Origin of the sequence: Streptomyces camelliae (assembly GCF_027625935.1) — a bacterium.
GTDB lineage: Bacteria > Actinomycetota > Actinomycetes > Streptomycetales > Streptomycetaceae > Streptomyces > Streptomyces camelliae.
In genome coordinates, this window is the sequence record NZ_CP115300.1 from 7,276,471 (window position 1) to 7,289,502 (window position 13,032).

The following is a 13,032-nucleotide window of genomic DNA, read 5'->3' on the forward strand; positions in this document are numbered from 1 at the left end:
GGCACCGCCGGGATCCGCCGTCGTGGCTTTCTCTCCTTGACGCGGCGAGAAAGACCTACTCGCTCGGCGCCTGCGTCCGCAGCAGTGTCTGCAGGCGGGTCGTGCGGGGCTTGGCCAGGGTCTCCGCCACCGCCTTCGGCAGGGCCTGCTCCACTCCGTGGACCACGGACAGATGCCGCTCCGCCCGGCCGAACGCCGTGTACACCCACGGTCTGCTGAGCGCCTGCGCCGCGTCGCCGGGCAGCACCACGACCGCCGCCGGCCAGCGGATGCCCACCGCCTGGTGCGCGGTGAGCGCCCAGCCGTGCCGTACGGCCCCCTCCACCCGCTCACGGGGTACGACCACGGGGGCGCCGGCGCAGGACAGGTGCAGTCCGTCGGCGTCGGCCTTCACCACCACGCCCGGCACCGTACGACCCGGAGCGGCGGCGTAGGCGATCCGGTCGCCGGGGTCGAAGCCGCCGAAGCGGCCGGGGCCGGGGTTGAGGCGCTCCTTCAGGACGGCGTTGAGCGCGCGGGTGCCCGCGGCGCCGCCGTGCCCCGGGGTGATCACCACGGTCTGGTCGGCCGGGATCCCGATCGCACGCGGCACCGAGTCCGCGACCAGCTGGACCGTCCGGTGCACCGCCTCGCCCGCGTCCCGCACCGGGACGATGACGATCTCCTTGCCGGGGGCGTGGACCTGGTTCAGCTCGCCGATGCCGATGCCCGAGACCAGCTCGCCGATCGGGCCGGGGTCGGGCCTGCGGGAGGCGATCTGCGGGCAGGTGCGGGCGGCGAGCAGATCGGCGAAGACCCGGCCCGGACCGGCCGACCACAGCACCGCGGGGTCGCCGCTGAGCACCAGCCGGGCCCCGTCCGGCAGCGACTCCACCAGCATCGCGGCGCTCTCCACATCGAGCTGCGGCGCGTCCATGACGATCAGCAGATCCAGCGCCAGGGCTCCGTCCGCATCCCGGCCGGGGCCTTCGGCACCGGCCAGCAGCCCGGCGACGGTACCCACGCCGCGCTCCGCCGCCTCCGCGTCCCCGCTCGCGCCCTGCAGCGTGGCCAGGCGACGGCGGCCGTCGGGTGTGTGGCAGACGGCGAAGGCCCGCAGGCCGGCGGCGCGGGCGGCGTCGAGCAGCGCGGCCGGTTCGGCGCGGGCCGCCTCCGCGCCGGTGTGCAGGACCAGGCCGTGCCCGGCGACCGCGCGGGCCAGCTCGGCGGCACCGCCGGAGACCGTGTCGGCGGCTGCCCGCCAGGCCTCCTCGGCCTCCGTGGAGAGGGAGTTGACGAGCCGGGCCAGACCGTCGGCCAGGCTCTCCTCGGCCAGGGCCCAGCGCTCCAGGCCGACGAGGACGCGGACCGGCCGCTCCTCGTCGTCTTCCTCGGCGCCTTCTTCCGTCGCCCGGGGAGCAGCGCCCGCGGGGTCCTCCAGGGCGTCCTGGAAGGCCAGGGCCTCGCCCTCGGCGAGCGCGTTCTGCACCGCTGTGTCCGGGTCGGGCACGCCCTGCCGGCCCAGCGCCGTGGTGAGCGTGGGCAGCTCCAGCGCGGTGTGCCCCGCCAGGGCGGCCTGCTCCAGCAGCCAGACGGTCACCGCACGGCCCCGCCGCTCGTCCTCCGGCCGGCATCCGGCGCCGAGCAGCGCCCGCGCGAAGCCGTCGGCCTGGTCCGGCCGTACGCCCGCGATGCGCAGCAGCTGCCAGGGGTCCTCCCGGAGGGCACGGTCGGCGCCCTCGCCGAGTGCCGCCGCCACCTGGGAGGCGAGGGCCTCGGGCGCGCCGCCCTCCGTCAGCACCCGGCGGACGGCCTCGACCGTCTCCGGCGCGGGAGCGCCGGGCACCACGGCTGCGAGGGCCGGGGCAGGGGTGGGCTGTGGTCGGTGCACCGGCTCCGGAGCCGGGCGGCGCGGAGCCGGCGCGGGCTCGGCGAACGCCGTGGCCGTCGGTTTCGCGCCACTCTCCACGGCCCGGACCGCCGCGAGCAGGTCGGCCGCCTTGCCGCTGAGCTTGGCGCCGCTCTCCAGCGGACCCTTCCTCTCGGCCTTGCGCCGCTCGATCCGCTCCCGCTCCACCCGCTGCGCAGCCAACTCGGCCTCCGCCTCGGACAGCTGGGTCCCCTCCCCGCCGGCGTCGCCCTCGGCCTCGGCGTCGCCACCGTCCGCGCGTGCGTCGGCGTCGCTCTCGGCCTCGGCTTCGCCACCGTCCGAGCCTGCGCCGGCGTCCGCGCCGCTCTCACCTTCGGCCGCGCTCGCGCCTCCAGCAGCGTCGTCGCCGGTCGCACCCGCGCTGCCGTCCCTGGAGGTGTTGCCCTCGGCCCTGCTCGTGCCCGTGTCTTCGGCCCCGCCGTCGCTGCCGGCGTCCTCGCCGGCGTCCGTGCCGGTGCTGCCCTCGGCTCCGCTCGCCCCCGCGCTGCCGTTCGCGTCGGCCTCGCCCCCGTCGTCGCCGGAGCCGGTGTCACCCTGGGCTCCGCCTGCACCCACGCTGCCCCCGGCCTCGGCGTCGCTCGCACCGGCGTCCTCGCCCCCGCCCGCACCGGTGCGTCCCGCACGGCTCCCCTCCGGCGCGGGCGCGGTGTCCTCGCCCGGGGCCTCGGGGGTGTCCGGTGTCCCCGGCTCGGCCTTCTCCGTGGTCTCCGGCTCCGTGCTCACAGCGTGCTCCAGTCGTGATCGGGATAGCGGTGCACGGGCGCCGACACATCGTCCAGCGCCCGGCAGATCTCGTCAGGAAGACTAAGGGCCTCCACTGACAATGCCGCCGTGAGCTGCTGCGCGTTGCGCGCGCCGACGATCGGTGCGGCCACGCCGGGCCGGTCCCGGACCCAGGCGAGGGCCACCTGGAGCGGAGTGACGGCGAGCCCGTCGGCGGCCGTCGTCACCGCGTCCACGATGCGCGTCGCGGTGTCGTCCAGGTACGGCTCGACGAAGGGCGCCAGATGCTCGGAGGCGCCGCGCGAGTCCGGGGGAGTGGTGTGCCGGTACTTACCGGTCAGCACGCCCCGGCCGAGCGGGGAGGAAGGCAGCAGGCCGACGCCGAGGTCGAGCGCGGCGGGCAGCACCTCGCGCTCGACACCGCGCTGGAGCAGCGAGTACTCCAGCTGCGTGCTGGCCAGCCGGGTCCGGGTACCGGGCGCCGCGAGCTGCCAGGTGGCGGCCTTGGCCAGCTGCCAGCCGCAGAAGTTGGAGACTCCGGCGTAGCGGGCGCGGCCGCTGCTCACCGCTATGTCGAGGGCCTGGAGCGTCTCCTCCAGCGGGGTGCCGGGGTCGTACGCGTGCACGTGCCACAGGTCGACGTAGTCCGTGCCCAGGCGGGCGAGGGAGGCGTCCAGCGCGGCGAGCAGATGGCCGCGGGAGCCGTCGACGCGGCGGTCGGGGTCGGGGACGCTGCCGGCCTTGGTCGAGATCACGAGGTCCCGCCGCGGGACGAGCCCGTCCATGAGCTGTCCGAGCAGGTACTCGGCCTCCCCGTCGCCGTACACGTCCGCGGTGTCGACGAGCGATCCGCCGGCTTCCCAGAACGCCTTCAGCATGTCTGCGGCGTCGTGCTGGTCGGTGTCCCTGCCCCAGGTGAGGGTGCCCAGACCGATGCGTGACACGCGCAGGCCCGTACGGCCGAGATGCCTCTGCTCCATGCGGGCGAGATTACTGGCCAGAACTGCGCCGTGGGTGGCCTGTGGATAACTCGACGGACCAGCTCGGGGACACGCGGCCCACCCCCGCGCTAAGGTCGCCCCACAGGGACGTTACTCACGGGTAAGGGGATCGGGCATGCAGCTCGGGATCAACCTCGGCTACTGGGGTGCCGGAATGGACGGGGACAATCTGGCCGTGGCCCAGGAGGCCGACCGGCTGGGGTTCTCCGTGTGCTGGGCCGCCGAGGCGTACGGCTCCGACGCGGCCACCGTGCTCAGCTGGGTCGCCGCCCAGACCGAGCGCATCGACGTCGGCTCGGCCATCTTCCAGATCCCGGCCCGGCAGCCCGCGATGACCGCGATGACCGCCGCGACGCTCGACTCGCTCTCCGGCGGGCGCTTCCGGCTCGGCCTCGGCGTCTCCGGCCCGCAGGTCTCCGAGGGCTGGTACGGCGTCAGGTTCGACAAGCCGCTGGCACGCACGCGTGAGTACGTGGAGATCGTGCGCAGGGCGATGACGCGGGAGCGGCTGACGTACGAGGGCGAGCACTGGACGCTGCCGCTGCCGGGCGGCCCGGGCAAGCCGATCAAGCTGACCGTGCACCCGCAGCGCGAGCACATCCCGCTGTACATCGCCGCGATCGGCCCGAAGAACCTGGAGCAGACCGGCGAGATCGCCGACGGCGCCCTGCTGATCTTCCCCTCCGCCGAGCACCTGGAGGAGACCACGATCACGCACCTGCGCGCGGGGCGTGAGAAGGCCGGCAAGAGCCTTGAGGGGTTCGACGTCTGCCCGACGCTGCCGCTGGCCGTCGGCGAAGACAAGGACGTGGCCCGGCTCGCCGACACCTTCCGGCCCTACACCGCGCTGTACGTGGGCGGCATGGGCAGCGCCAAGCAGAACTTCTACAACCAGCTCGCGCGGCGCATGGGGTACGAGAAGGAGGCCGCCGAGATCCAGGAGAAGTACCTGTCCGGGGACAAGGCGGGTGCCGCCGCGGCGGTTCCGCAGGACCTCATCGACAAGACGACACTGCTGGGCTCCGTCGACCGGATCGCCGACCGGATGAAGGCCTACGCGGACGCCGGGGTCACCACCCTCAGCCTCGCCCCGGCCGGCTTCACCCTGGAGGAACGGCTCGCCTCCCTGCGGGCCGGCAGCGAGGCCCTGGAGCGCGCCGGGCTGGCGTAAGGCTCTCGCAGAGGATTCCGCGGCCGTGGTGGGGGCTCGGGGGTCTTCCCCGCCACGGCCGTCACGGGGAACAACGCGCCAGGCGCCACACGGTTACGACCCCGGCGTTCCTTCTTTCGGCCGAGTCCTCGGGCGCCCGTGTTGCGGCCCCTCTCCGCCCGTATTTGACTCGTCCTTTGCGGAATGTCGCGAATGCTGCGGAATCTTGCTTTTTGCGGAGAGGTGGCGTCGATGCTTTCGGCCAGGAGTCTGTTCCAGGAGATCCTCGACCACGACGAGTCCTTCCGGCTCTTCTGCTCCATCGCCGCCGGCGGCGAGTCCCAGGGCGGCTGGGAGAACGGCCGGATCGCCGCACTCGTACCGCCGGGGGAACACGCGCTCGCCCCGAAGATCGCACGCCACGGTGCCGACGAGGACAAGCACGGACGCATCTTCCACGCCCTGCTGAGAAGGCGCGGGCTCACCCCCGTCGCCGTACCGCCCGAGACCGACTACACGATGCTCCTGGAGCGGCGCGGCATCGGTCTCGCCCACGACCGGCTCCGGCGTGACGAGCCGCTCGGCGAGCGGGACCTCATCGTGTACCTCTCGCACAGCAGGGTCACCGAACAGCGCGCCTCCGAACAGATGGAGCTGCTCCTCCGGTACTTCGCCGGCCACCCGGAGGTCGGCCGGGCCGTCCGGATGATCTCCGCCGACGAGGACAACCACCTCGCCTACACCCACGAGGAACTGCTGCGGTTCGCCGCAGCCGGGCACGGCCGGCTGATCCAGCGGACGCTGCGCGCGTACGCGCTCGCCGAGATCGCCGTCCACCGGGACGTCAGCCTCGCCGTGATGGCCCACATGGGCCGCATCCTGGGCTGGTCCCGGGCCAAGTCCGTGCTGCTCGCAGCCGGCATCCACGCGGTGTACGCCTACGAACGCCTCGCCGGCTGGCACCGCATGGCCGATCTGCGCATGCCCGAGCGCCGTGACGCCCTCGGTGGGCCCGCCACCCCGGCCCCCGAGTTCGCGTGACCTCCCGCTCAGCGGTGCACCTGCGGTTACGCCTACCCTGGGCGGCATGCCCACGCTGATCCTCGTAAGGCACGGACGGTCCACTGCCAACACCTCTGGCGTGCTCGCCGGCTGGACACCGGGCGTCGCCCTGGACGAGCGGGGTGCCGCGCAGGCCGCCGCACTGCCCGCACGGCTCGCGGGCCTGCCCCTCTCCGAGGTCGTCACGAGCCCCCTGCAACGCTGTCAGGAGACCCTGCGGCCGCTGCTGGAGGCCCGCCCTGAGCTGCGCCTCCACACCGACGAGCGGATCGGGGAGTGCCACTACGGCGACTGGTCCGGCCGCAAGCTCGCCGAGCTGAAGGACGAGCCGCTGATGGAGGTCGTCCAGGCCCACCCGTCGGCCGCCGCCTTCCCCGGCGGCGAGTCCCTGCGGGCCATGCAGACCCGCGCCGCCGAGGCCGTACGCGAGTGGAACGCGCGCGTGGAGCGCGAGCACGGCGCCGACGCCGTCTACCTGATGTGCTCGCACGGTGACATCATCAAGTCGCTGGTCGCCGACGCCCTCGGACTTCATCTCGACCTCTTCCAGCGGATCTCCGTGGAGCCCTGTTCCGTCACCGCGATCCGCTACACCCGTCTCAGGCCCTTCCTGATCCGGCTCGGCGACACCGGGGACTTCGCCTCCCTCGTCCCGCGCGAGGAACCGGCCGGGGACACCGGAGAGGGCGACGCACCGGTCGGGGGCGGTGCGGGCGCACCGTGATCGTCGGCCGCAGTAGGGTGAAGCGATCCACCGCAGTCGGATCCACCGCAGTCGCGTACCCGCGTGGCCGGCACCGCTGAAGCTCTCGAATCCAATGGAGACAGGACGTGTCCCGTCAGGTGTTCCTCTACGACCCGCCGGACCGCTTCGTGGCCGGCACGGTCGGACTGCCCGGGCGCCGTACGTTCTTCCTCCAGGCCACGTCAGGCTCCCGGGTGACCAGCGTGGCACTGGAGAAGACCCAGGTCGCCGCCCTCGCCGAGCGCATGGACGAACTGCTCGACGAGGTCGTGCGACGCAGTGGCGGCAGCGCGGCCGTCCCCGCCGTCGCGCCCGCCGAGATCGCCGACACCGGCCCGCTGGACACCCCCGTCGAGGAGGAGTTCCGCGTCGGCACCATGGCGCTGGCCTGGGACGGCGAGGAACAGCGCATGATCGTCGAGGCGCAGGCCCTCGTGGAGCTGGACGCCGACACCGAGGAGGACCTCGCCGAGGCCGAGGAGCGACTGCTCCAGGACGAGGAGAACGGGCCCCCGATGCTGCGGGTCCGGCTGACCGGCGCGCAGGCCAGGGCCTTCGCCAAGCGCGCTCTCGACGTCGTCAACGCCGGGCGGCCGCCGTGTCCGCTGTGCAGCCTCCCGCTCGATCCGGAAGGACACGTATGTCCGCGCCAGAACGGATACCGCCGGGGAGCGTGACGGCCTCCGGCACGGCCGACGCGGAGCTGCTCGCGAGCGGTGAGCTGACCGTGCGCGGCCGGATCCGCGAGGCGTCGAACGCCGCGCTGTTCTGCACGGTCGCTCTCGACGGCCGGGAAGCCTCCTGCGTGTACAAGCCGGTGGCCGGCGAGCGCCCGCTGTGGGACTTCCCCGACGGCACCCTGGCGGGCCGCGAGGTGGCCGCCTACGAGGTCTCCGAGGCCACCGGCTGGGGGCTCGTCCCGCCGACCGTGCTGCGCGACGGGCCGTACGGCGAGGGCATGTGCCAGCTGTGGATCGACGTCCAGGCCGAGACGGAGCTGCTGGCCCTGGTCGACGCCGAGGAGCCGGAGCCGGGCTGGAAGGCGATCGGCCTCGCCGATGTCGGCGAGGGGCGCACGGCGCTGCTCGTGCACGCCGACGACGAGCGGCTGCGCCGGCTCGCCGTCATCGACGCGGTGATCAACAACGCCGACCGCAAGGGCGGTCACCTGCTGCCCACCACCGGCGGCCGCCTCTACGGCATCGACCACGGCGTCACCTTCAACGTCGAGAACAAGCTGCGCACCCTGCTGTGGGGCTGGGCCGGGGAACCGCTGACCCCCGAGGCCGTCGACGTCCTGGGAGGCCTGCGGGAGGGCCTCGCGGGCCCGCTGGGCGAGCGGCTGACCGGACTGATCACCGAGGCCGAGATCGACGCCACACGCGCGCGTGTGGAGGATCTGCTCACCACAGGGGTGCATCCGGAGCCGAGCGGGGAGTGGCCCGCGATCCCCTGGCCGCCCGTGTGACGCCGACGGGCACCCCGGGCTCCGGGCAAGCACATCCGGCGACGATGTACAAGACCGTCTAACCGGCCATCTGACGCGATCCCATTCGTATACGCAGCTCGTGGCCGGTTAGGCTCATGTACATGCATGCCTGGCCCGCTTCCGAGGTCCCCGCCCTGCCTGGTCAGGGCCGCGACCTGAGGATCCACGACACCGCGACCGGCGGTCCGGTCACCCTCGACCCCGGTCCCGTCGCCCGTATCTACGTCTGCGGCATCACCCCGTACGACGCGACCCACATGGGGCACGCGGCGACCTACAACGCGTTCGACCTCGTCCAGCGCGTGTGGCTCGACACCAAGCGGCAGGTCCACTACGTCCAGAACGTCACCGACGTCGACGATCCGCTGCTGGAGCGGGCCGAGCGGGACGGCATCGACTGGGTCGCCCTCGCCGAGAAGGAGACGGCCCTCTTCCGCGAGGACATGACCGCCCTGCGGCTGCTCCCGCCCCGGCACTACATAGGCGCCGTCGAGGCGATACCCGGCATCGTCCCGCTCGTGGAGCGACTGCGCGAACTCGGCGCGGCCTACGAGCTGGACGGCGACATCTACTTCTCCGTCGAGTCCGACCCGGACTTCGGCAAGGTCTCGAACCTCGACGCGGCCGCGATGCGGCTGCTGTCCGCCGAGCGCGGCGGCGACCCGGACCGTCCGGGCAAGAAGAACCCGGTCGACCCGATGCTGTGGATGGCGGCCCGCGAGGGCGAGCCCAGCTGGGACGGCGGCTCCCTCGGCCGGGGCCGGCCCGGCTGGCACATCGAGTGCGTGGCCATCGCCCTCGACCACCTGGGGATGGGCTTCGACATCCAGGGCGGCGGCTCCGACCTGGCCTTCCCGCACCACGAGATGGGCGCCTCGCACGCCCAGGTGCTCACGGGCGAGTTCCCCATGGCCAAGGCGTACGTCCACGCCGGCATGGTCGGCCTGCACGGCGAGAAGATGTCCAAGTCCAAGGGCAACCTGGTCTTCGTCTCGCAGCTGCGCCGCGACGGCGTGGACCCCGCCGCCATCCGGCTGGCCCTCCTGTCCCACCACTACCGCGCCGACTGGGAGTGGACCGACCAGGTCCTCCAGGACGCCGTGGCCCGCCTCGGCCGCTGGCGCGCCGCGGTCTCCCGTCCCGACGGCCCGTCCGCCGACGCCCTGGTGGAGGAGATCCGCGAGGCCCTCGCGAACGACCTCGACGCGCCGGCCGCGCTGGCCGCCGTGGACCGCTGGGCGGAGCGGCAGGAGCGGGAGGGCGGCACGGACACGGGTGCTCCCGGCCTGGTGACGCGGGCGGTGGACGCGCTGCTGGGCGTGGCGCTGTAGCTTCGGCTCCGGTAGACGTCGAAGGGGCGGTACGCATCGCGCGTACCGCCCCTTCTGCTGCTCAGTCCTCCGAGTCGCCCTCGTCGTCGGCCTCTCCGCCGGAGGCATCGGCATCGGGCTTCGGCGGCTTCGGCGGCCTGCTCTTCCCGCTGGGGTTGTCCCGCAGCCACGAGCCCGTGTCCGTGCCGTCCGCCGTGGCGTGGCCGCCCGGCGGGTTCACGTCCCGGCGCCGTAGGTACCGCTCGAACTCGCGGGCGATCGCCTCGCCCGACGCCTCCGGCAGCTCCGCGGTGTCCCGGGCCTCCTCCAGCGTCTGCACGTACTCGGCGACCTCGCTGTCCTCGGCGGCCAGCTGGTCCACGCCCACCTGCCAGGCGCGCGCGTCCTCGGGCAGCTCGCCCTGCGGGATGCGCAGGTCCAGCAGGTCCTCCAGCCGGTTGAGCAGCGCCAGCGTGGCCTTGGGGTTGGGCGGCTGGGAGACGTAGTGCGGTACGGCCGCCCACAGCGACACCGCCGGGACGCCCGCGTGCGTGCACGCCTCCTGCAGGACGCCGACGATGCCCGTCGGGCCCTCGTACTTGGTCTCCTCCAGGTCCATCCGCTGGGCCAGGTCCGGGTCGGACGTGACCCCGCTGACCGGCACCGGACGCGTGTGCGGGGTGTCACCGAGCAGGGCGCCCAGGATGACCACCAGCTCCACGCCCAGTTCGTGCGCGAAGCCCAGCAGTTCGTTGCAGAACGAGCGCCAGCGCATGGACGGTTCGATGCCGCGGACCAGCACCAGGTCGCGCGGCTTCTCGCCGCCGACGCGGACCACCGACAGCCGGGTCGTCGGCCATGTGATCTTGCGCACGCCGCCGTCCATGAACACCGTGGGACGGTTCACCTGGAAGTCGTAGTAGTCCTCGGCGTCCAGCGCCGCGAACACCTCGCCCTTGAACTCGCGTTCCAGATGCGCGACCGCCGTGGAGGCGGCGTCACCGGCATCGTTCCAGCCCTCGAACGCGGCCACCATGACTGGGTCGATCAGCTCGGGAACCCCCTCCAGCTCGATCACCCAGTGCCTCCTTCCGACGTGCCCTCGCTTGACTCACCAACCTTACGGCGTCCGGCGGGGGCGCCCGCAGCCCCCTTGCACGGGGGAGTGAACGGATCACTGCCCCGATCGTCAGTGCGGAACACCCCTGGTTCGCCGGGACCTCACAGCGTGCTGCGCAGCCACTGCTCCACACTCGCGATGTGCACGGTCGCCCAGGAACGGGCCGTCTCCGCGTCGCGGTCGCGCAGGGCGGCCAGGATCGCCCGGTGCTCGCGCAGGGTGCGGCCGACGGCGTCCTCCTGGGTCAGGCCCCGCCAGATCCGGGCCCGGGTGGTCGGGCCGGACAGGCTGTCCAGCAGCGAGCACAGCACCGAGTTGCCGGCGGCCCGTGCGATGCCGCCGTGGAACTCCAGGTCGGCGGCGACCAGTTCCTCCACCGAGGGCTCGGCGCCCAGCGCGTCCAACCGGGCCGACAGGGCGTCGAGTTGCTGCTCACTGATCCGGGACGCGGCCATCGCCGTCGCGGCCGGCTCCAGGATGCGGCGCACCGCGAGGAACTCCAGCACGGTGTCGTCGCGGTGGAAGTCGACGACGAAGCTCATCGCCTCCAGCAGCAACTGCGGGTCCAGGCTGGTGACATAGGTGCCGTCGCCCTGGCGCACGTCCAGGATCCGGATCAGCGACAGGGCCCGTACGGCCTCCCGCAGCGAGTTGCGCGACAGCCCCAGCGCGGCGGCGAGTTCGCTCTCCTTGGGCAGCCGGTCGCCGGGCCGCAGCGCACCGGAGACGATCATGTCCTTGATCTTCTCGATCGCCTCGTCGGTGACTGCCATGACCGGCCTCCTGTCGCCCGCGCCCTGCCCCGGACATCGGATGTCTCAGCACAGTACGCGACAGGGGCGGCCCCACCGGAGTGGAACCGCCCCTCTGCCCTGCCAGGGTCACTTCTTGTCGAGCACGTCCTGGACCTTCGCGCGGACCTCGTCCGTGGCCAGGCCCCGGATCGTCAGCGTCGTACGGCGGCGCAGCACGTCGTCCGCCGTCTCGGCCCACTCGTGGTCGCGGGCCCAGACGACCTGCGCCCAGATCTCCGGGGCGTCCGGGTGGACGCGCTCGGCGAGCTCCGGGTTCTCGTTCGCCAGGCGGGCGATGTCGAAGGCCAGGGAGCCGTAGTGGGTGGCCAGGTGCTTCGCGGTGTCCGCCGCCATGCGCGGGCCCGGGGCCGGGTGGTCCACCAGCAGCCGGTGCGCGACCGCGCGGGGGTTGGCGACGCCGGGCAGCGGGAGCTTCTTCGGCAGCGAGGAGATCGGCTCGAAGTCGTCGCCGAGCGGGTGACCCGGCAGCGCCTCCAGCTTCTGCATGACCGTACGGCCGATGTGCCGGAAGGTGGTCCACTTGCCGCCGGCGACGGACAGCATGCCGCCCTTGCCCTCGGTCACCACGGTCTCGCGCTTGGCCTTGGCGGTGTCACCGGGGCCGCCCGGCAGCACCCGCAGACCGGCGAAGGCGTAGGTGATCAGGTCGCGCTGGAGCTGCTGGTCCCGGACGGAGAACGCGGCCTCGTCCAGGATCTGGGCTATGTCCTTGTCGTTGACCGCGACGTCCGCCGGGTCGCCCTCGTACTCCTCGTCGGTGGTGCCGAGCAGCAGCATGTCCTCCCAGGGGAGGGCGAAGGTGATCCGGTACTTGTCGATCGGGGTCGCCAGCGCGGCCTTCCACGGGGAGGTGCGCTTGAGGACCAGGTGCGCGCCCTTGGACAGACGGATGGACGGGGCCGCGTTCGGGTCCTCCATCCTGCGCAGGTGGTCGACCCACGGGCCGGTCGCGTTCAGCACCAGGCGGGCGTTGACGCCGAACTCCTCGCCGGACAGGCGGTCCTTCAGGTCGGCGCCCGTCACCCGGCCCTGGGTGCAGCGCAGGCCGGTGACCTCGGCGTGGTTGAGGACGACCGCACCCGCCTCGACGGCCGCGCGGACCGTCATCAGCGCCATGCGCGCGTCGTTCATCTGGTCGTCGCCGTACACGGCCACGGCCTTGAGGTTCTCGGTACGCAGCTCGGGCACGTCCTGCGCCGCCTTGGCGGGGGAGAGCAGGTGGCCGACGCCGTCGCCGAACGCGGAGAGCGCGGAGTAGGCGAAGACGCCCGCGCCGAGCTTCGCCGCGCCGTGCGGCCCGCCCTTGTACACGGGGAGGTAGAAGGTGAGCGGGTTCGCCAGGTGGGGGGCCACCTGACGGGAGACCGCACGGCGCTCGAAGTGGTTCTCCGCCACCAGCTTCACCGCGCCGGTCTGCAGGTAGCGCAGACCGCCGTGGAGCAGCTTGGAGGAGGCGGAGGAGGTGGCACCGGCGAAGTCGCCGGAGTCGACCAGCGCCACCCTCAGGCCGGACTGCGCGGCGTGCCAGGCGGTGGAGATGCCCAGGATGCCGCCGCCGATCACCAGAAGGTCGTACGACGCCTTGGAGAGCTGCTCCCTGGTCTCGGCCCGGCTCGGGTTGGAGCCGGAGGCCGGGTGCGTCCCCAGGGCAGGCACGGAACTCAGGGTGGACTGACTGGTCATGTCGGGTACTTACTCCTCGTCAGAG

Annotated in this window: 11 protein-coding genes; 6 read left to right on the forward strand and 5 right to left on the reverse strand. The window is 73.1% G+C overall.

Features of this window, described 5'->3' with window-relative positions; all coding sequences use genetic code 11:
- Positions 1-55: 55 nt before the first annotated feature.
- Complete coding sequence (locus tag O1G22_RS33345; RefSeq protein WP_270084707.1) at positions 56-2,632, reverse strand: helix-hairpin-helix domain-containing protein; 2,577 nt, start codon at positions 2,630-2,632, stop codon at positions 56-58.
- Entirely contained in the window at positions 2,629-3,612 is a 984-nt protein-coding gene (locus O1G22_RS33350; protein ID WP_270084708.1) for an aldo/keto reductase, read from the reverse strand. Before O1G22_RS33350 ends, O1G22_RS33345 begins: the two co-directional genes overlap by 4 nt.
- A gap of 136 nt (positions 3,613-3,748) precedes the next feature.
- On the opposite strand from O1G22_RS33350, the gene O1G22_RS33355 reads away from it, so the two are divergent.
- The 6 genes from O1G22_RS33355 to mshC all read left to right on the forward strand — a co-directional run bounded on the left by O1G22_RS33355 (position 3,749) and on the right by mshC (position 9,410).
- Positions 3,749-4,804 carry an LLM class F420-dependent oxidoreductase gene (locus O1G22_RS33355; protein WP_225098309.1) on the forward strand — a complete coding sequence of 352 codons (1,056 nt, stop codon included), beginning with the start codon at positions 3,749-3,751 and terminating at the stop codon, positions 4,802-4,804.
- A 231-nt stretch (positions 4,805-5,035) separates the two neighbouring features.
- Positions 5,036-5,824, forward strand: a complete 789-nt coding sequence (locus O1G22_RS33360; RefSeq protein WP_270084709.1) for a ferritin-like domain-containing protein — start codon at positions 5,036-5,038, stop codon at positions 5,822-5,824.
- Positions 5,825-5,870: 46 nt separating this feature from the next.
- The gene (locus O1G22_RS33365; protein ID WP_270084710.1) at positions 5,871-6,569 is read left to right on the forward strand and encodes a histidine phosphatase family protein; all 699 of its coding nucleotides are present in this window, start codon (positions 5,871-5,873) and stop codon (positions 6,567-6,569) included.
- Between the two features lie 107 nt (positions 6,570-6,676).
- On the forward strand, positions 6,677-7,267 hold the full coding sequence (locus tag O1G22_RS33370) for a DUF3090 domain-containing protein (RefSeq protein ID WP_270084711.1): 591 nt from the start codon (positions 6,677-6,679) through the stop codon (positions 7,265-7,267).
- On the forward strand, positions 7,231-8,058 hold the full coding sequence (locus O1G22_RS33375) for an SCO1664 family protein (RefSeq protein WP_270084712.1): 828 nt from the start codon (positions 7,231-7,233) through the stop codon (positions 8,056-8,058). Before O1G22_RS33370 ends, O1G22_RS33375 begins: the two co-directional genes overlap by 37 nt.
- Before the next feature lie 122 nt (positions 8,059-8,180).
- Positions 8,181-9,410 carry a cysteine--1-D-myo-inosityl 2-amino-2-deoxy-alpha-D-glucopyranoside ligase gene (mshC, locus tag O1G22_RS33380; RefSeq protein ID WP_270084713.1) on the forward strand — a complete coding sequence of 410 codons (1,230 nt, stop codon included), beginning with the start codon at positions 8,181-8,183 and terminating at the stop codon, positions 9,408-9,410.
- A 61-nt stretch (positions 9,411-9,471) separates the two neighbouring features.
- Here the strand turns inward: mshC and O1G22_RS33385 are convergent, their stop codons facing one another.
- The 3 genes from O1G22_RS33385 to O1G22_RS33395 all read right to left on the reverse strand — a co-directional run bounded on the left by O1G22_RS33385 (position 9,472) and on the right by O1G22_RS33395 (position 13,007).
- A complete protein-coding gene (locus O1G22_RS33385; protein WP_270084714.1) occupies positions 9,472-10,467 on the reverse strand; it encodes a PAC2 family protein in 996 nt (331 codons plus the stop codon).
- A 143-nt stretch (positions 10,468-10,610) separates the two neighbouring features.
- Positions 10,611-11,282, reverse strand: coding sequence for a FadR/GntR family transcriptional regulator (locus tag O1G22_RS33390; RefSeq protein WP_270084715.1), 672 nt, complete (start codon positions 11,280-11,282; stop codon positions 10,611-10,613).
- A 108-nt stretch (positions 11,283-11,390) separates the two neighbouring features.
- Positions 11,391-13,007 (reverse strand): glycerol-3-phosphate dehydrogenase/oxidase, encoded by a 1,617-nt coding sequence (locus O1G22_RS33395; RefSeq protein WP_270084716.1) that lies wholly within the window; start codon positions 13,005-13,007, stop codon positions 11,391-11,393.
- Between the last annotated feature and the right edge of the window lie 25 nt (positions 13,008-13,032).

Excerpts from the sequence above, each read along its gene's own strand:
- O1G22_RS33350 (WP_270084708.1), bottom strand. The coding sequence starts at position 3,612 with ATGGAGCAGAGGCATCTCGGCCGTACGGGCCTGCGCGTGTCACGCATC.
- O1G22_RS33355 (WP_225098309.1), top strand. The coding sequence starts at position 3,749 with ATGCAGCTCGGGATCAACCTCGGCTACTGGGGTGCCGGAATGGACGGG.
- O1G22_RS33360 (WP_270084709.1), top strand. The coding sequence starts at position 5,036 with ATGCTTTCGGCCAGGAGTCTGTTCCAGGAGATCCTCGACCACGACGAG.
- O1G22_RS33365 (WP_270084710.1), top strand. The coding sequence starts at position 5,871 with ATGCCCACGCTGATCCTCGTAAGGCACGGACGGTCCACTGCCAACACC.
- O1G22_RS33375 (WP_270084712.1), top strand. The coding sequence starts at position 7,231 with ATGTCCGCGCCAGAACGGATACCGCCGGGGAGCGTGACGGCCTCCGGC.
- mshC (WP_270084713.1), top strand. The coding sequence starts at position 8,181 with ATGCATGCCTGGCCCGCTTCCGAGGTCCCCGCCCTGCCTGGTCAGGGC.
- O1G22_RS33390 (WP_270084715.1), bottom strand. The coding sequence starts at position 11,282 with ATGGCAGTCACCGACGAGGCGATCGAGAAGATCAAGGACATGATCGTC.
- O1G22_RS33395 (WP_270084716.1), bottom strand. The coding sequence starts at position 13,007 with ATGACCAGTCAGTCCACCCTGAGTTCCGTGCCTGCCCTGGGGACGCAC.